Genomic DNA, 18,731 nt, shown 5'->3' with positions numbered 1-18,731 from the left:
CGGGGTTTGGGGGCAAATACCGGGAAACCGCAGGCATTCGGCATGGCACGCGGGATGTCGTTGACGAGAATTGAAACTGGTTCTAATTTTCTGGGAGGGGTCGCGGCGACGAAAGAGGCAGACCGATGCAAGGCAGACACGACGGACGACGGGTACTGGTGACGGGTGCGGGGTCGGGCATCGGCCGGGGCATCGTGCTCCGCATGCTCGCGGAGGGCGCCCGGGTGGTCGCGGGCGACATCGACGAGCAGGGCCTGAAGGACACGGCGGCGGCGGCCGACCACGCCGACCGGCTGCTGACCGTGCCGGTGGACATCGCCGACCAGACCTCCGCCCGGACCGCCTGCGCCACCGCCGCCGACCACCTGGGCGGATTGGATGTGCTGGTCAACGCCGCCGGCATCATGCGCGCCGCGCACACCCACGAGATGTCGCTGGAGGTGTGGAATCAGGTGATCGGCGTCAACCTGACCGGGACCTTCCTGATGTGCCGGGCGGCGCTGCCCACGTTGTTGCGGGCCGACCATCCGGTCATCGTGAACTTCTCCTCCACCGCGGCCTTCGGCTCGAACCCGTACATGGCGGCCTATTCCGCCTCCAAGGGCGGCATCAACGCGTTCACCCACTCGCTGGCGCTGGAGTACGTGAAGCAGGGCCTGCGGGCGGTGAACATCGTGCCCGGCGGCATCAGCACCGGCATCACCTCGAACCTCGCCCTGCCCGCCGACGCCGACTGGGGCCTGATGGCCCGGCTGACCGGCTGGATCGACGGCGGCATGCTCGGCGATCCGGCCGATGTCGCGGGTGTGGTGGCGATGGTCGCCTCCGAGGACGGCCGCTACATCACCGGCAGCGAGATCCGTGTGGACGGCGGCGCCCTGATGTAACCGGTATCAGCCGAAACCGGTGCAGCAGCGCATCAGCCGATGCCGACGTGGCAGCGCATCAGCCGATGCCTAGGCGGCAGCGCATCAGCCGATGCCGAGGCGGCTGGTGCAGGCCGGCCAGGCGCCCCAGCCCTGGCGGGACCGGGTCACCTCGGCGATGGCGATCTGCTCCTCGCGGGTCGCCTCGTCGGCGCGCGGGGCGTAGCGCAGGCCGCCCTGACGTTCCCAGGTGCCCTGATCGAACTGGACCCCGCCGAAATAGCCGTTGCCGGTGTTGATCCCCCAGTTGCCACCGGATTCGCAGCTCGCCAGCGCGTCCCAGGTGTTGCCGTCGCGCACTGGCGGCACCTCGGTGCCCGGTTTGGCGCCGTGCCGAACCGTCTTGGCCTGGGCCGGCACGATCACCTTGTTACCGACCACATCCTTGCCGACCTCGTCGCCGTTGACGATCGACACCGCGTAGGTCACGTCCTGCACGCCCGCTACGCCGGGATTCTCGACGACGGTACGGCTCATGTTCAGGTCCGGATCGTCGATCTCGTTCTCCGGCGGATCCAGCGCCTCCCGCTCCACCCGGTTCTCCACCCGCTTGCGGGTGACGGTGATCTTCATCCCCTCGGTGAGCGGCGTGTCCGCGGCGGGCACCACCGAATCCTGATTGATCAGTGGCGTCCCCTCGACGGTGAGCAGCTCGCCGACGGTGGGCGCGGCCAGCCGCACGTAGCCGAACGCCCCGCCGTTGTCGGCCAGTTGCACCGTGCGCGGGCTGGTCACCGCGAGCGAGGCGCCCTGCAACGGCAGCGGCGTCGGCCGCGACGGCGAGGTGAACACGTCGTCGGGGATCTTCAGCTGGGCGAGCGCGTCGGCGACGGTGAACGCCGTGGTCCACACCATCTGCCGCTTGCCGTCGACGGTGAGCGTCACCTGACGGGCCCGGTTGAAGGTGATGGTGGCGCCGTTGGTGATCCCGGAACCGCCGCCGGGTACGACGGCGTCCCGTGAGGTGAGGGCGAATCCCGCGGACTTCAGCGCGCCACGGACGGTGCCGGACATGGTGATCCGGGTGACCTTCTGACCGTCGACGACGAGGGTCACCGTCTTCTTGCTGACGATCGCCAGCGACGCCCCCGCGATGAGGGTCAGCAGCAATGCCGCGATCGCCGCGTACAGCAGCGGCGACCGGGTGGAGTTGATCCGCTCTAGCGGCGACATCCGGGACGGCGACATGGTCACAACACGATAACGAGGGGGTCGGGGCCCGGCAATACAGGCCGTGGAGCAGCCGGTTTCCACATAACGATTCGATGGAGGTACCGCGAGTCGATAACGATCAGCGGTCATCGTAATGAACCGCGCCCCGATCCGCATGTCGGATCGGGGCGCGGAAGGACGGCGGCTAGAGCCCGTACACCCGTTCGGCGTTCGCGGTGAGCGACTCGGCCAGTTCGGCCGGATCCCGATCACGCAGCGCGGCCAGCGCGCGCACGGTGTAGGGCAGGCAGTACGGCTCGTTCGGGGCGCCGCGGAAGGGGTGCGGGGTGAGGAAGGGGGCGTCGGTCTCCACCAGGATCAGCTCGTCCGGCACCAGCTTCGCGGCCTCGTGCAACTCGTGTGCGTTCTTGAAGCTCACCGTGCCGGAGAAACTCAGCAGATAGCCCTGTTCCACGCAGGCCAGCGCCATGGTCGCGTCGGAGGAGAAGCAGTGGAAGATCACCGTTTCCGGCGCACCCTCGTCCAGCAGCACCGTCAGCAGGTCGAAATCGGCGTCGCGGTTGTGGATCATCAGCGGCTTGCCCACGCGTTTGGCCAGATCGATGTGCCAGCGGAAACCCTCGACCTGCTCCTCCACCGCGGCGCAGCCGTCCAGCTTGCCGGGCCAGTAGTAGTCCAGCCCGGTCTCGCCGACGGCCACCACGCGCGGGTCGGCGGCCAACTGCTCCAGTTCGGCGCGGGCCGCGTCGTCCAGCGCGTCGGCCCGGGTCGGGTGCAGCGCGACGGCGGCGTACACGCGCGGATCCCAGTGCGCGGCCCGGACCGCGAACCGGGCGGCGTCCAGATCGTCGGCTATGGTGACCACCCGGCCGACTCCGACGGCGGCGGCCCGATCCAGCATCGCGGCAACGGATTCCGCGTCGGTGGCGCCGCAGGCGTCCAGGTGGGTGTGCGCGTCGACGAGCGGGGACAGCGGTTCCGGCGCCTCCGGCGCGGGTCGTTTACCTGCCATGATGTCGGAGGATATTCACGCGAGCGGTACGAGGCACGCCGACTACAGTAGTGGGATCATGACTGCTGCCGAACGTCCCGCCTTCTACATCACCACGGCCATCGCCTACCCGAACGGCGTGCCGCACATCGGGCATGCCTACGAGTACATCTCCGCCGATGCGCTCGCCCGGTTCAAGCGGCTCGACGGGTACGACGTGTTCTTCATGACCGGCACCGACGAGCACGGTCAGAAGATGCAGCAGACGGCCGCCACCGAGGGCATCCCGGTGGAGGAGCTGGCCCGGCGTAATTCGGACGTGTTCCAGCATCTGGACAAGGTGCTCGACATCTCCTACGACCGGTTCATCCGGACCACCGACGAGGACCACACCCGGGCCAGCGTCGCCATCTGGGAGAAGATGATGGCGGCCGGGGACATCTACCTGGGCACCTATTCGGGCTGGTACTCGATCCGGGACGAGGCTTTCTACACCGCCGAGGAGACCAGCGTGCTGGAGGACGGCACCCGGGTCGCCGCCGAGACGCGCACGCCGGTGGAGTGGAGCGAGGAGTCCAACTACTTCTTCCGGCTGTCGAAGTATCAGGACCAGTTGCTGGCGCTGTACGAGTCGCAGCCGGACTTCATCCTGCCGGCCACCCGGCGCAACGAGATCGTCAGCTATGTGAAGGCGGGGTTGAAGGATCTGTCGGTGTCGCGCACCACCTTCGACTGGGGGGTGCCGGTGCCGGAGGATCCCGCGCACGTGATGTACGTCTGGGTGGACGCGCTCACCAACTATCTCACCGGGGTCGGCTTCCCGGATCTGGATTCGGCTGCGTTCCAACGGTATTGGCCGGCGGATGTGCACATCATCGGGAAGGACATCACGCGGTTCCACACCGTGTACTGGCCGGCGTTCCTGTTGTCGGCGGGGGTGGCGCTGCCGAAACGGGTGTTCGTGCACGGGTTCCTGTTCAACAAGGGCGAGAAGATGTCCAAGTCGGTCGGGAATGTGGTCGATCCGATGGCGCTGGTCGACGCTTATGGGCTGGATCCGGTGCGGTTCTTTCTGTTGCGGGAGATCTCGTATGGGCAGGACGGGTCGTACAGTCACGAGGCGATCGTGGGGCGGATCAACAGTGATCTGGCCAATGAGTACGGGAACCTGGTGCAGCGCAGCCTGAAGATGGTCGCTCGGGATTTCGGGTCCTTGGTGCCTACGCCTGGTTTGTTCACCGATGACGATACGGAGTTGCTCGATCGGGCTCGGGGGTTGCTGGATCGGTGTCGGGCCGAATTCGACCAGCAGCAGATGCATCTGGCGTTGGAGGCGATCTGGTTGACGCTGGGTGAGACGAATCGGTACTTCTCGGCGCAGCAGCCTTGGGCGCTGGCCAAGGCCGGTGAGGTGGAGCGGGAGGGGACGGTTTTGTATGTCACCCTCGAGGTGTTGCGGATCGTGTCGATTCTGGCTCAGCCGGTGATGCCGGGGTCTGCGGGGAAGATTTTGGATCTGCTGGGGTTGAGCGGGCGGACGTTTGCGGATATCGGTACGCCGCTGGTGGCGGGGACTGTGTTGCCGGAACCTGAGGTGGTGTTTCCGAAGTATCTGGAGCCGAAGAGCTGAGTTTCGGGGTTCGGGTCGGGAGTGCGTCTGGTTGCGGATGAGGGTTTGGCCGTCTTGGTGGTGACCGGCTGTGTTTTTGGCCTCCGCTTCGCTGCGGCGGGTTCTCGGCCCCTGAGTCTCGATTCTTCCCTCCTCCGCTCCTCCGCTTCGCTCCCCCGCTCCGTCAGTCCAGAATCGAGACGGGCCGAGAACATTCGGGGTATGCCTACTCGGTGGTGACCGGGCCCTCAGCGGGCGGGCCGAATGCCGGGCCTGCTTGTTGGTGACCGCGGTGGAGGGTGAGGTGGGAAAAGAAACTCGAGGGTCCGGGCCTGCTCGGGGGTGACCGGGTTGGAGGGTGCGGTGGGAAGAGAACTCGAGGGTCCGGGGCTGCTCGGGGGTGACCGCGTTGGAGAGCTGGGGCGGGAAGAGAACTCGAGGGTCCGGGCCTGCTCGGGGGTGACCGGGTCGATGGGGAGGTGGGCAGCGGATTGGGGTGTCCGGCCTGCTGTTGGTGACCGCGAACCGGGGTGGGCCGGGTGTCGGGGCTGTCTGCTGGTGGCACGGGCTCGGAGGTGGGGTGGGCAACGAACTGGGATGTCCGGCCTGCGAGTTGGTGACCGCGAATCGGGGTGACGTGGGTGGCGGGCCTGCATTGTGGTGACGCAGGTCCGTAGGGAGGCGCAACGAATTGGGGTTCCGGCCTGTGGGTTGGTGACCGAGTTGGAGGGTGAGCCGGGAAAGGGCTTGCGGGGTGGGTCTTTGGGATGGTGAGCAGGCTGGATGGTTGGGCCGTGCGCGTCAGGGCTGCGAATTGGTGAACGGGGCGGGGTGGCACTGGGGGGTGATGTTGTCGGCTGTGCAGGTCAGCTGTGGGGATGGGGGGAGGGGTGGGGGTGGGATGTTCGTGGGGGGTGCGGGTTCCGGGGAGGTGTGCTCGTCGGGGGAGCAGTCGGGTTTGGCGCAGTTGAGGTTCACGTCCAGGACTCGGGCGCCGGGGCCCTCGTCGCCCAGGTGGTCGTGGGCGTTCACCAGGCGGCAGCTGGCCAGGGAGAGGCAGCCGCAGCCGATGCAGCCGGTGAGGCTGTCGCGGAGGCGGGTCAGTTGTTCTATGCGTTGGTCCAGGTCCTCGCGCCACGTGGTGGACAGGCGCTCCCAGTCCTTGCGGTTGGGGGTGCGGCCTTCGGGGAGGGTCTCCAGGGCCTTGCGGATCTCGGCGAGGGGGATGCCTACGCGTTGCGAGATTCGGATGAATGCCACCCGCCGTAGTGTCTCGCGGGCGTATCGTCGCTGGTTACCGCTGGTGCGGCGACTGGTGATGAGGCCCTCGCGCTCGTAGAAGTGCAAGGCGGACACGGCCACCCCGCTGCGCTCGGACAGCTGTCCGGGGGTGAGTTCCTTCGCCTGCCACGGCTGCGAATGCGTCAATGGCCTCGCTCCGCTCGGCGGTGCTCCACCCGGGAAGGTCCGGGGCTTCGCTCCGCTCGAAGGGGACCGCCCGCCGTTGGCCGGACCCCGCTCTGACCTCTCGACATAACCTCGATATTACTCGAGGTTTCCTGGTCGGCCGGGCGTTTCGGACAAGCTGTGACATTCCTGTGCACTCGCGCTGGTCGGGCCCTGTTCACAATGCACAACGTGCGGGAACCGTGCACGGTTCCCGCACGCGGTCAATTTCGTGCCAATGCGGCTCTGTGCCAGTACGGTCAGGATCATGGAAACGAAGGCTGTGCCGACGGCGCGACCGTTTTCCGTGACATCCGAGGTCGGCGCGCTGCGCACGGTGCTGTTGCATCGGCCCGGTGACGAGCTGCGCCGGCTCACCCCGCGTAACAACGACCAGTTGCTTTTCGACGCCATCCCCTGGGTGGAGCGGGCCCAGCAGGAGCACGACACCTTCGCCGGGGTGCTGCGCGGCCGCGGGGTCGAGGTGCTGCTGCTGGAGGATCTGCTGGTCGAGACCCTGGCCGCCAGCGGGGCCGGGCGCAGCATGGGGATCACCGCGGCCGTCGACGCCCGCCGCATCGGCCATGCCCTCGCCAGCGATCTGAAGACCCACCTGCGCGGTGTCCCGGCGCCCGAACTGGCCGGAATCCTGATGGCCGGCATGACGTTCGACGAACTCCCGTTCGGTTCCGACGGCACGTCACTGGTCCGGCGCATGCACCACGGTACCGATTTCGTCATCGACCCACTGCCGAATCTCCTGTTCACCCGCGATTCCTCGTTCTGGGTGGGCCCCAAGGTGGCGATCACCTCGCTGGCGCTGCCGGCCCGGGCGCGGGAAACCTCGCTCACCGATCTGGTGTATGCCTTCCACCCGCGCTTCCGCGGGGTGCGGCGGGCCTACGAATCGCATACCGCGCCGATGGAGGGCGGCGACGTGCTGCTGCTCGCCCCCGGCGTGGTGGCCGTCGGTGTGGGTGAGCGCACCTCCCCGGCCGGCGCCGAGGCGCTGGCCCGCAGCCTCTTCGAGGACAATCTCGCGCACACCGTCCTGGTCGTCCCGATCGCCCAGAATCGCGCGACGATGCACCTGGACACGGTGTGCACCATGGTCGCCGCCGACGCGGTGGTGATGTATCCCGCGGTCCAGGACTCGCTGCACGCCTTCACCATCCGCAAGGAGGAGGACGGTACGGTCGGTATGCGCGGGCCGGACCCGTTCCTGCCGGCCGCGGCGCAGGCGATGGGCATCGATCGGTTGCGGGTCTTCGACACCGGCCGCGACCGCGTCACCGCCGAACGGGAGCAGTGGGACGACGGCAACAACACCCTGGCGCTGGCGCCGGGCGTGGTCGTTGCCTACGAACGCAACGAGAACACGAATGCGCGCCTGTCCGATGCGGGTATCGAAGTACTGACGATCCCCGGCTCCGAACTCGGCTCCGGCCGGGGCGGGCCGCGCTGCCTGTCCTGTCCGTTGCTGCGCGACGAGGTATGAGGTGATGCTGGACATTCCGGTCGACCACAACAATGCGGCGGTCCCGCCGTACGAACAGCTGCGGCAGGGCATCATGGCCCGGGTCCGGTCCGGCGAGCTGACCGCCGGCACCAAGATCCCCACCGTGCGCGGGCTGGCGGCCCAGCTCGGCCTGGCCCCCAACACCGTCGCGCGCGCCTATCGCGAATTGGAGCAGGACGGGGTGCTGGAGACCCGCGGCCGGCTCGGCTCCTTCATCGCCTCCACCGGCGATCCGACCCGGGACGCCGCCGGTCGCGCGGCCACGGAGTATGTGGCGGTGATGCGGCGGCTCGGCCTGGACGACGAGGCCGCACTGCACTATCTCCGGCTGGCGTTGCGGGAGTAGTCACTTCCAGCTCGGCAGCCACAGATGGTTGTGCCAGCTCTCGGTGGTGATCGGCAGGGCCGTCAGAATCGGCCACAGCCAGATGAAGTTCGCGATCACCAGCGCCAGATACAGGCAGACCAGCAGCAGCCCCAGACTCTGCCGCTCGCTGGCCACCAGGAAGCGATGCCCGCCGGGTATGCGCAGGATCGGCGCCGGGCCCAGGATGTCGCCGAGCACCAGCGCCAGGCCCATCACCAGGAACGGCGCCATCGGGACCGAGTAGAAGTAGTACATCTGCCGATCCAGGGTCAGGAACCACGGCAGCAATCCGGCACCGTAGCCGACCAGCATCGCGGCGTACCGCCAGTCGCGGCGGGTCGCGACCCGCCAGATCCCCCAGACCAGCATCGGCAGCGACAACCACCAGATGGCTGGCGTGCCGATCAGCATCACCGCCTTGACGCACACCTGCTTACCGCAGCCGGTGGACCCGGTGTCGGCGTAGTAGTAGAGCATCGGCCGCAGACTCATCGGCCACGACCACGGCTTCGACTCCCACGGATGATGGTTGCCCGCCGAATTGGTGAGCCCCTCGTGGAATTTCAACGATTCGCCCTGGTTGTGCCACAGCGAGCGCAACGCGTCCGGCACCCACGACCAGGTCCCCCCGGCCCCGACCGCATTGCCCACCGAATACCGGTCGTACCCGTCCTCGCTGGCGAACCAGCCGGCGTAGGTGGCCAGGTACACCAGCAGCGGTATCGCGACCAGCGCGTACAACGCGGGCCCGACATCGCGCATCAACGTGCCCGCCCACGGCTGCGGCACCCGGTACCGCCGCCGCGCGGCGACGTCGAACGCCACCGACATCAGCCCGAAGAACGCGATGAAGTACATGCCGGACCACTTGGTCCCGCAGGACAGCCCCAGCAGCAGCCCGGCCCCGAACCGCCACCAGCGCACCCCCAGCCGCGGCCCGTACGGGCTCAGCGTGGCCCGCCCCTCGGCGTACACCCGGGCCATCCGTCCCAGGACCTCGTCGCGGTCGACGATCAGACAGCCGAACGCACCGAGCACGAACAATGCCTGGAAGATGTCCAGCATCCCGATCCGCGACGAGACGAAGGTCGTGCCGTCGGCGATGAGCAGGATCCCGGCGGCCCCGCCCAGCAGGGTCGACCGGGTCATCCGCCGCGTGATCCGGATGACCAGCAGGATGATCAGGCACCCCGACACCGCCGCCGTGAACCGCCAGCCCAGCGGCGTGTAATGGAACATCGCCTCCCCGAGGGCGATCATCTGCTTGCCCACCGGCGGATGCACCACCAGCCCGTACCCGGGGTTGTCCTCCACGCCACCGCCGTGCAGCAACTGCCACGCCTGCGGCGCATAGTGCTTCTCGTCGAAGACGGGCGTGTCGGCATCGGTCGGATAGTTCAGGTTGGTGAACCGGGTGACCGCCGCGATCGCGGTGAGAAATGCGGTGACCAGCCAGCCCCGCAACCGATCGGTGGGCCCGAAGTCGAGGGTGGGGCGCAGCGGCGCCGGACTGGACAAGGCCGGGCCCGCGCCGATCGGCGGCCGCACGTCGGTCAGCTGGGTCACGCCCCCGATCGTATGTCGTCCCGACCGGACCGTGCCGCATCAGGACAGCAATGCTGCCGCCACCTGCCCGCCACACGCACCGAGGCCGCCGGACCAGGCCACGTTCCGAGGTCCCGAGCGCCACCGCCTCGGACGGACCGGGCCGAACCGGACGGGAAACCCGACAGGTCCTGCCGGACATCGTGCACCGGAAACGCCTGCCCGCTGCTGACCGATCGCATCCGGGGCCGGCCATTGCGACGGGCTCGATCACCGGACCGGAGCAGCACTCCGAGATCTTGAGCCGCACTGCCGGAGCCTGCGCGCGCAGCCGCGGAACCGGACCGTGCTGTGATGGGTGTCGGCCGAGGCGCGGCCGACGACTGTGAATGACGGGAGCGCGATGAGCGAGGACGGCGGCCGGCTGGTGCTGGCGGCGACCCCGATGGGCGATGTCGGCGACGCCTCGCAGCGCCTGCGCGACGCCCTGGCCACCGCCGAGGTGATCGCCGCCGAGGACACCCGCCGCACCCGTTCCCTGGCGAAGGCGCTGGACATCACCATCACCGGCCGGGTGGTGAGCTTCTACGACCATGTCGAGACCGCCCGCATCCCCCAGCTGCTGGACGAGATCGAGGCCGGTCACACGGTCTTGCTGGTCACCGACGCCGGCATGCCCTCGGTGAGCGACCCCGGCTATCGGATGGTCGCGGCCTGTGTGGAACGCGACCTGCCGATCACCTGCCTGCCCGGCCCGTCGGCGGTGACCACCGCGCTGGCGCTGTCCGGCCTGCCGATGGAACGCTTCTGCTTCGACGGCTTCGCCCCCCGCAAGTCCGGCCAGCGCCGGGAGTGGTTCCGCACCTTGACCACCGAGCCGCGCGCGGTCGTCTTCTTCGAGGCCCCACACCGGCTGGCCGACTGCCTCGCCGACGCCACCGCGGTCCTCGGCGGCGACCGCCGCGCGGCGGTCTGCCGCGAACTGACCAAGACCTACGAGGAGGTCGTCCGCGGTACCCTCGCCGAACTGGCCGACTGGGCCGTCACCGGCGCCCGCGGCGAGATCACCGTGGTCCTGGCGGGCGCGGCTCCCCGCTCCGCCGACCCGGCCGGCCTGGTCGACGAGGTCGAGGCGCTGGTGGCCACCGGCATCCGCCTCAAGGACGCCTGCGCCCAGATCTCCGCCGACACCGGCGCCTCCCGCCGCGAACTCTACGACGCCGTGCTGGCCGCCCGCACCGACTGACGTTGCCGCCCGGCGTACCCACCCGGACCGGCCGACAGTGCGGGCGGGCTACCACCCGGACCGCACAAGCAGGCCGGGCCGATCAGGCCCGGCGATCCACCAGCGCCCACGACGCGGCAGCGGCGGCGGCGGACACCGCGATCACCGACGGCCACGCGCCGATCTTCTTCGCCAGCGGATGCGAGGCACCCATCGCCCCGGCCGACAATCCGGTCAGCGCCACCGCGCCACCGACCCCGGCCACCTTGCGCCAGCGCGGCACGGCCGCACCGATCGCGGCGGTGAAGACCACGCCGCCGAGCTGCCGCTTCTTCGTCGCCTGCGCGAGCGCGAAACCACCGGTGAGTCCACCGGCAACCAGCAGCGACGTGGGAATCCGAGCCATCTGAAAAACCTCCCGCAAATCATGATCGAATCGAGCCGAATCCGACCTTACGCGCCACGAATGACACCCCTGACCGGCCGCAGGTCAGCAGCGGCGAAGACGGCGGCCACCGAGCCGCACCGCTGCTGTACCACCACTCACGGCCCGTCGATCGCGCCTGACGGCCCCAGCCCGCTGCCGCCACGCCGCCGCGGCCGCTACCGACCAGCGGCGCAACCGGACTCAGCGGCGGCGGCCGTCGCCCAGGCTGTAGTAGAAGCGGTCGTTGGCCTTGCGCATGGCGTATTCGTAGGGCAGCGCGAACTTGCGCGAGAACCAGTAGCCGGCGCGGACGTCGAACGAGGTGTGGATCAGGAAGCGGTTGCGCTCGATACCGCGCAGGATCGCCTCGGCGACTTCTTCGGGGGCGGTGGCGTGTGCCGCGAAGCGCCGCGCCCAGCGCTGTACCCGGGGATCGTCGCGGTCCACCCCGGCGATCTCGACCGTCTGTACCAGGGGGGTGTTCACCGCACCGGGCACCACCAGGTGCACGGTGATCCCGTGCCGGGCCAGGTCGAAGCGCAGCACCTCGGACACGCCGCGCAGCCCGAACTTGCTGGCGCTGTAGGCCGCGTGCCAGGGCAGTGCGAGCAGCCCGGCCGCCGAGGACACGTTCACCAGCGCCCCGCCGCGCCCGGCGCGGGTCATCGGCGGCACGAAGTTCTCGATGACGTGGATCGGGCCCATCAGGTTCACGTCGATCATCTGCCGCCAGTGCCGGTGCTCGAGATTCTCGACCGTGCCCCAGGCCGACACACCGGCGACGTTCATCACCACATCGAGGCTGCCGTGCCCGGCGTGCACCTCCTCGGCGAAGGCGGTGACCGCGTCGTAGTCGGTGATGTCGAGCGCGCGCTGGGCCAGTACCTTGCCGCCCGCGCCCTCGATCGACGCCACGGTGCCGGCGAGGCCCTCGGCGTCGATATCGGTCAGCACCAACTCGGCTCCTCGCCGCGCGGCGGCGCGGGCGGTGGCCTGCCCGATACCGCTGGCCGCGCCGGTGACGAGGGTTTTCTTGCCGCTGACGGATTTCAAGCGATCACGCACGCGTTCCTCGGGGGTCGTGGCGGCGCCGGGGGCCGATACGGCACTGCCGATGTCGCCGGACGGATTTCCACTGCTGCCCAGCAGCATACGGCCTGAGCCGTCCGCACGGCCCGAAGCCGATGGCATCACACAGGCACTTCGCGCGATGGCGCAGCTGCGCTGCGAGCGAGGTCACAGCCTCGCTCGGGCACAACCGGCCGCGTGGGCACGGCGGCACCACCTCCGCGGGCCCGCTCAGCCGCGATCCAATACCGCCAGCATCCGCGCGACCGCCGCGGGCCAGGGGAACTGCTCGGCCCGGCTGCGGGCGGCGTGCCGGCGCCGGTCCGGATTCAGGGCGAGCACCTCGGTCACCGCCTGTGCGAAGGAGGCCGGATGGTTGTCGGCCACCGCGCCGCAGTCGGCGGTCACCATGGTCGCCAGCGCCGACGACCGGCTGGCCACCACCGGGGTGCCCGCGGCCAGCGCCTCCAGCGCCGCCAGCCCGAAGGTCTCGTGCGGTCCGGGGGCCAGCGAGACGTCCGCGCTGGCCAGCAGGGTCGCCAGCGCGGTCCGATCGGCCACGAAACCGGTGAAGTGCACCGCCGGCCGCCCACCCGGCAACGACGGCAGCGCGCGGGCCCGGCGTTGCAGCGCCTCCCGCCGCGGCCCGTCGCCGACCACGATCAGGCGCGCGGACACCCCGTCGTGGAGCAGCGTGTCCAGCGCCTCGATGCTGCGATCGACCCGCTTCTCCACCGACAACCGGCCGCAGTGCACCAGCAGCGGATGTTCGGCGCCACCGAGTTCGGCGCGCAGCGACCCGTCGCGGCGATGCGGGTTGAACATGTCGAGATCCACCCCGAGCGGCACCAGCGCCGCGTTCGGGGCATCGATGCGCTGGAACTCCTCCCGCGCGAACTCCGTGGTGCAGACGACGATGTCGTAGTCGGCGGCGGTGCGGCGATTGGCCGCGTCGGCGGCACGCCGGGCCAGCGGGCCGGGCAGCACCTGCCCCAGCAGCCGGTCCAGCCGCTCGTGCGAGATCATCACCCCGGCCACGTCCCGCTGCCGGGCCCAGCGCCCGAAACCGCGCAGCGTCAGCCGATCCGACACCTCCAGCACGTCCGGCCGCAGCCCGGACAGCACGTCGGCCACCCGTCGCGGATTCGCGGCCCGATAACCGCCGGTCCCGGGAATGGCGACGGCGGGCACGGTGATCCGCACCACCCCGCTGTCGAGCACCTGCTCCGAACGTCTGGCGCCCGGAACGATCAACACCACCTCGTGCCCGGCCGCGGCGTATCCCGAGCCGAGATGGTGCAGCGCGGTGCGGAGTCCGCCCGAGCGCGGACCGTAGAAATTCGCGAGCTGCACGATGCGCACACGCACGAATGGTGCAAGGCAACCGAACCCACCGGGTCAACGCGGCATGAATTCCGAGGGAAAGCTCACCGACGGAGAAGATCTGCACCGCACCGACGGAGAAGATCTATACCGCACCGACGGAGGAGGTCTATACCGCACCGACGGAGGAGGTCTATACCTTCGGCGCCCGCGACATCCCGGGCAACTCCAGGTCCAGCGGGATGCGCCCGGCGGACAGATGGGTCTCGACCTCGTCGGCGGGCATCGGCCGGGCGATCAGGAAGCCCTGTGCCCGATAACAACCCAGCCCGACCAGGGTGCGGGCCGCGACGGCGGTCTCCACCCCCTCGCCCACCACCCCGAGCCCGAACGAACCGGCAAGTCCCACAATGGATTTCACGATCGCAAGATCGTCCGGATTGGCGCCCAGGCGCTGCACGAAACCGCGATCGATCTTCACCGCGTCCACCGGCAGCGCCTTCAGATGCGACAGCGAGCTGTATCCGGTGCCGAAATCGTCGATGGCGATCTGCACACCCATCCGCTTCAGCCCGCGCAACGTCACCTTGGTCCGGGCCAGATCCTGCACCACCACGTGCTCGGTGATCTCCAGGCACACCGAACTGCCGTCGATGTCGTGCCGCCGCAGGATGTCCTCGATGTTCTCCACGAAATCGAGGCTGACCAGTTGCACCGGCGACACGTTGATCCGGATCACCACATTGGCCGCCAGCCCGTGCCGCCGCCACTGCGCGAACTGCGCGCAGGCGGTGCGGATCACCCAGCGGCCGAGCTCACCGGCCAGATTGGTGGCCTCCGCGACCTGCACGAACGCTCCCGGCGGCAACAGCCCGCGGGTCGGGTGCTGCCAGCGCACCAGCGCCTCCAGCGCGACGATCCGGCCGGTCCGTAGATCCACCTCCGGCTGGTAGTGCAGCACCAGGGAGCCGTCGGCGACCGCGCCGCGCAGGTTCAGCTCGACGTCGTCCTGCAACTCGAACTCCGCGCGCATGGCGTCGGTGAACACCGCGACCCCGTTGCCGCCGCGTGACTTGGCCGACAACAGCGCGTGGTCGGCCCGGCGCAGCACGTCGGCGACGGTGGTCTCCCCCGGGATGCCGACCGCCACGCCGATGCTGGCGCCGCGACTCACCGACTCGCCGCCGACGGTGACCCGCCGCCCGATCAGCTGCTGCATCCGGGTCGCCTCCAGCTCGGCGGCGACGGCGTCCATCGGTTTCGCGGGCACGATCACGAACTCGTCACCACCGAGTCGCGCGATCATGTCGTTGGGATCGAGATGTTCCCGCAACCGCGCCGACAGGGTGCGGATGAAGTTGTCGCCGGCGGTGTGGCCGAGGAAGTCGTTGAGCGCCTTCAACCGGTCCAGGTCGAGGAAGAACGCGGCCACCGGCCCGGGACTGCCCGGATCGAGCCGGGCCTCCATGTACTGGAGCAGCGCCCGCCGGTTCGCCAGGCCGGTCAGATCGTCGTGCATGGCGATGTAGCGCAGCCGCTCCTCGGCCACCACGCGGGCCTGCAACTGGGCGAACAGCGCCGCGATCGCCTTGAGCACGTTGAGCTCGCGGGTGCTCCAGGCCCGGTCACCGGCCTTGATGAAGCCGAGCACGCCGGTGGACTCGCCGCGCGACAGCAGCGGCACCACCGCCGACACCACGTTCGGGATGCCGGTGGCCTGCCGGATCGTCTCCTGGTAGTCGGTGTCGGCCGAAGTGACCAGGAACGGCTCGGTGGTGTGCTCGAGCGCCCGGAAGACCGAATCGGCCTCCTCGAAATAGATGGTCTGCAACGGATCGGGATCCGGGACGTCGACGCGGTGCGGCCACTCCGCGACCAGTTCGGTCGCCCGCCGATCCCGGTCGGTGTGCCGCAGATAGCTGAAGTCGACGTCGAAGTACTCGATCAGCAGGGCCAGCACCCGTTCGGTGGCCCCGACCATGGTGGAGGCGTCGACTCCCATGAGCTCGGAGGCGACCTCCGTCACCAGTGAATCGAGCGTACGCCGAGGCACTCTGTCTCCGATCACGCTAGCTGCCGTGGTGCCACAACCGCGGACGCCGCAGGCTACGGACGGAAGCAGCTGCTGCCGTGTAGCTCAGGCGAAGCACCAATGCCATGGTCTCATGCTCGGGCACTCCCAGTAGATCGTTGAAACGCCACTGAAGTGAGGCCAGTGTAGCGGCGAAGTCCGGCGAGATCGCGGTCAGTTCGCTGGGGCGTCGCGCATACAGGAACACCGGCGACATCGGCTGCACCGCCAGACCCAGCCGACCGGCCGCGATCCACAGCCGCTGCACGGCCGCCCCGGCCCGCGCGTAGCCGATCAGATCCGACTCCGTATCCCCGGTCGGCGCCGGGATCTCGACGGTGACGGCGAGGATCGCGGCGGCGGATGCCATCCGGTCGCGGGTGTAGTCGCCCAGGGCCGTACCGGCACCCCAGGCCCGCAGTTCGGCGAGGATGTCCGAACGTTTGCTCAGCTCCAGTGCGGCCTGTTCGTCGGGAGCCAGCTCCAGGCTGCGGACGTCGATGCCGGTCCGCAGGTCGTCCTCGGGCCAGCGCATCTCCGCGAACATCTGTTCGTGCAGCAGCGGGGTGAGATAGCGGATCCGATCCGATTCGGCCAGCAGTTCCGCGGCGGCGGCGATCTCGGCCCGGCCGGTCAGCGCGCGCACTCCCCCGCCCTCGGCGGCCGCGGCGGCGGCCAGCTCCGCGAGCGCCCCCGGTCGCAGGTCCTCGCCGGTCCCCGGCTGCCGGTTGGTCTCGCGGAGCAGTGCGCCCGGATAGTCGGCGGCCAGGTCCGGATCGTCGCCGACGCCGAACCGCAACGTCGCGGTCAGCGGCGCCCCGGCGGTGGTGACCAGCCGGTGCGCGCCGAGCAATCCGTGCGCGGCGGCCGCGACCCGCGCGTTGTAGAGGGCGGCGCCGACGGCCACCGCACTGCCGCGGTATCCGACGTCCATCGTCACCGACAGCGCCGGGTCCAGCTCGACGGTCAGTTCGCCGTCCGCGAGGCGCAGCGACCAGGGCTGCACGTTGCCGCCGGAGGGCGCGCGCTGCGCGCAGGCCAGGACGCGGTCCGGCGGGGTGTCCGCCGCCGGCTCCGCGGCGACGGTGTCGAGCGCCTCGGGCGCGGCGAGTCCGGCGGGCTCGGCGGTCCCGTCGAGGGCCTGTTCCACGTCGATGCGGACCCGCCCGGAGGGCAACTTGCCGCCGAGTCCGATCCGCCGGACGGCATGCACGACGTTGCCGCTACCGGCCAGCACCTCACTGCCCAGTTGCGGCCAGCTCAGCATGGTCCGGTCGACCTCGGCCATGCTGGCGCCCATCCGCGCGGAGATCTCCGTGGGGTCGAGGATGCGCACGACGTAGGGCGCCTTGTCCCGGCTGGTCAGTCCGCGCAGATCGGCCGCCGAGACGTCACCCAGCAAACCGTGCAGCGGCAACCGATCCGGCTCCAGATCGAACCGCTCGATGTCGAGCAGACCGCGGTCGCTGGTGTCCATCAGGACCGGAATGCGATGTCGCCGCGCGCTTTCCCGGACCAGCACCTTGATATCCAGCGAATCACATTCCTCGACCAGAACGGACAATCCGTCGACGAACTCGTCCACGGTCGACTCGTCCACCCCGGCCTCGAATATCTCCACCGGGAGATACGGGTCGAGTTCGGCAATTCGGCGGGCCGCCACCACGGCCTTGTTGAGCCCGATGTCGAAGACGGTCGCGGGAATTCGATTCAAATTGGACAATTCGATGTCATCGAAATCCGCCAGGCGCAACCGCCCGCAAACCCCCTCCAGGGCCAGCGCGTAGGCCACGGCGTGGCCGACGCTCTGGCCGACCACGCCGATCGACAGCGTCCGCAGCCGTTGCTGCTCGGTCACCGTGAGCTTGTTGCGGTTGCGATCGAGCCGGACCGCATGGAAATCCGGCGCCGCCAGCAGGGCGACCAGCCGCCGGCGCCACGGGTAGTAGACCCAGCGCCCGGTCTCGTCGACCGGGACGTGGCCCGAACGTGCCGCGATGCGCGCGAGTTCGGCCCGCAGGCCCGGCCGCAGGTCGGCGACCTCGACATCGGGGCGGGCCCGCAGCTCCGCGAGCACCCGGGCGTCCTCGGGGGAGGTTTCGTTCAGGATCGAGGGCCGGTACTCCGCGTACCGGTGGGGTGGGGTGGCCATCTCAGGAACGACCTCCGACCTCGAAGGGGTCGTATTCGTCGTATTGCAGCCCCAGCTCCCGCCATTCGGCCCGCAGCAGCGCGTACTGGGCGGCGGTGGCGTAGGCGCGATACGACTGCGCGTCCCACAACACCGGGACGGTGCGGTAGCGCTCGTCGGGATAGGCGACCGCGGGCACCTCGGCCATCGCCACCCCACCGGCGGCGCGGTGCCGGTCCAGCGTGAACGAGGCCACCGTGCAGAAGCCGTACGGCACGCCGAACAGCAACGGGCCGTGCGCGATACAGCGCGACACGGCCGCGGCCAGGGCGCGGCGGTGCGGATGATCGCGGGCGACCCAGGCGCCGCGCGCCTCGACCATGCCGAGCCGGATCCGTTCCTCGACCACCCGCCGCAGGTAGGCGCCGCCGTGGCGGTCCGCCCATGGTCGCAGCGAATCGACCTCGCCCAGCTCGAGATACGGGCCCTGCATCCGGACACCCGCGACGACGTCGCCGGCGGCGTCCACGGCCGTGAAGAACAACGAGGTGGTGCCACCCTCGCGCGTGTGTTCGATGTCCAGTGCGCGCTCCACACCGTAGTGCCGATAAGCGCGCAGCGCACCGTCGAGATATCCGGCCCACAGATCCGGGCGGGAGTCGACGGTTCCGACGTGAAAGATGCTTTCCGACTGCGAATCCCGGAAGCTGCTCGCCCCTCCACCGGGGTTCGCCGCCGGGCCGACCGCCATCGTATCGACAGTCATGATGATTCCTACTCTGTAACTCACGCGGGCACATGCCCGCCCGGACCCGGGCCGACCGACCGAGAGGGCCGAGTTCGTATACGGGTCGCCTAGGCAGTATCCGCCATTCCGCTGGAGTTGACCAGATGTCCGGCAAATCTTCCG

14 protein-coding genes and 1 pseudogene are annotated in these 18,731 nt (G+C 69.5%); 5 read left to right on the top strand and 10 right to left on the bottom strand.

From position 1 onward, the window contains the following. Positions 1–125: 125 nt before the first annotated feature. Positions 126–887 (top strand): SDR family NAD(P)-dependent oxidoreductase, encoded by a 762-nt coding sequence (locus LBW94_RS32890; protein ID WP_225062524.1) that lies wholly within the window; start codon positions 126–128, stop codon positions 885–887. An 84-nt stretch (positions 888–971) separates the two neighbouring features. Here the strand turns inward: LBW94_RS32890 and LBW94_RS32885 are convergent, their stop codons facing one another. Both LBW94_RS32885 and LBW94_RS32880 read right to left on the bottom strand, forming a co-directional pair. Then, a complete protein-coding gene (locus LBW94_RS32885) occupies positions 972–2,099 on the bottom strand; it encodes a resuscitation-promoting factor (protein ID WP_225062523.1) in 1,128 nt (375 codons plus the stop codon). Positions 2,100–2,283: 184 nt separating this feature from the next. Next, the gene (locus tag LBW94_RS32880) at positions 2,284–3,111 is read right to left on the bottom strand and encodes a TatD family hydrolase (RefSeq protein ID WP_225062522.1); all 828 of its coding nucleotides are present in this window, start codon (positions 3,109–3,111) and stop codon (positions 2,284–2,286) included. Positions 3,112–3,169: 58 nt separating this feature from the next. Between LBW94_RS32880 and metG the strand changes: the two genes are divergently transcribed. Then, positions 3,170–4,720 (top strand): methionine--tRNA ligase, encoded by a 1,551-nt coding sequence (gene metG, locus LBW94_RS32875; RefSeq protein WP_225062521.1) that lies wholly within the window; start codon positions 3,170–3,172, stop codon positions 4,718–4,720. Positions 4,721–5,665: 945 nt separating this feature from the next. Here metG and soxR read toward each other — a convergent pair. Then, positions 5,666–6,127, bottom strand: a pseudogene (gene soxR / locus LBW94_RS32870) (redox-sensitive transcriptional activator SoxR); the annotation flags it as partial. Between the two features lie 286 nt (positions 6,128–6,413). On the opposite strand from soxR, the gene LBW94_RS32865 reads away from it, so the two are divergent. Together LBW94_RS32865 and LBW94_RS32860 are read left to right on the top strand one after the other, a co-directional pair. Then, positions 6,414–7,643 carry an arginine deiminase gene (locus tag LBW94_RS32865; protein WP_225062592.1) on the top strand — a complete coding sequence of 410 codons (1,230 nt, stop codon included), beginning with the start codon at positions 6,414–6,416 and terminating at the stop codon, positions 7,641–7,643. 4 nt (positions 7,644–7,647) lie between these two features. Beyond that, positions 7,648–8,010 carry a GntR family transcriptional regulator gene (locus tag LBW94_RS32860; RefSeq protein ID WP_225062593.1) on the top strand — a complete coding sequence of 121 codons (363 nt, stop codon included), beginning with the start codon at positions 7,648–7,650 and terminating at the stop codon, positions 8,008–8,010. On the opposite strand, the gene LBW94_RS32855 is transcribed toward LBW94_RS32860, so the two are convergent. Continuing rightward, positions 8,011–9,597: a dolichyl-phosphate-mannose--protein mannosyltransferase gene (locus LBW94_RS32855; protein WP_225062594.1), complete on the bottom strand. Its 1,587-nt coding sequence runs from the start codon at positions 9,595–9,597 to the stop codon at positions 8,011–8,013. 382 nt (positions 9,598–9,979) lie between these two features. Here LBW94_RS32855 and rsmI point away from each other — a divergent pair, with 382 nt between their 5' ends. Next, entirely contained in the window at positions 9,980–10,822 is an 843-nt protein-coding gene (gene rsmI / locus LBW94_RS32850) for a 16S rRNA (cytidine(1402)-2'-O)-methyltransferase (RefSeq protein ID WP_225062595.1), read from the top strand. An 82-nt stretch (positions 10,823–10,904) separates the two neighbouring features. Here the strand turns inward: rsmI and LBW94_RS32845 are convergent, their stop codons facing one another. The 6 genes from LBW94_RS32845 to LBW94_RS32820 form a co-directional block, all read right to left on the bottom strand. Next, a complete protein-coding gene (locus tag LBW94_RS32845) occupies positions 10,905–11,207 on the bottom strand; it encodes a hypothetical protein (protein ID WP_225062596.1) in 303 nt (100 codons plus the stop codon). 222 nt (positions 11,208–11,429) lie between these two features. Continuing rightward, complete coding sequence (locus tag LBW94_RS32840) at positions 11,430–12,293, bottom strand: SDR family oxidoreductase (RefSeq protein WP_225062606.1); 864 nt, start codon at positions 12,291–12,293, stop codon at positions 11,430–11,432. 234 nt (positions 12,294–12,527) lie between these two features. Continuing rightward, a complete protein-coding gene (locus LBW94_RS32835) occupies positions 12,528–13,658 on the bottom strand; it encodes a glycosyltransferase (protein WP_225062597.1) in 1,131 nt (376 codons plus the stop codon). 154 nt (positions 13,659–13,812) lie between these two features. Next, on the bottom strand, positions 13,813–15,645 hold the full coding sequence (locus LBW94_RS32830) for a putative bifunctional diguanylate cyclase/phosphodiesterase (protein ID WP_225062598.1): 1,833 nt from the start codon (positions 15,643–15,645) through the stop codon (positions 13,813–13,815). A 43-nt stretch (positions 15,646–15,688) separates the two neighbouring features. After that, a complete protein-coding gene (locus tag LBW94_RS32825; RefSeq protein WP_225062599.1) occupies positions 15,689–17,842 on the bottom strand; it encodes an Rv1355c family protein in 2,154 nt (717 codons plus the stop codon). A 1-nt stretch (position 17,843) separates the two neighbouring features. Next, positions 17,844–18,587, bottom strand: a complete 744-nt coding sequence (locus LBW94_RS32820) for a hypothetical protein (protein ID WP_225062600.1) — start codon at positions 18,585–18,587, stop codon at positions 17,844–17,846. Positions 18,588–18,731 lie beyond the last annotated feature (144 nt).

It is taken from the genome of Nocardia sp. alder85J (assembly GCF_020176955.2).
Lineage (GTDB): Bacteria > Actinomycetota > Actinomycetes > Mycobacteriales > Mycobacteriaceae > Nocardia.
The sequence above is the reverse complement of the archived record's forward strand: the minus strand, read 5'-3'. Positions and strand labels throughout refer to the sequence as shown.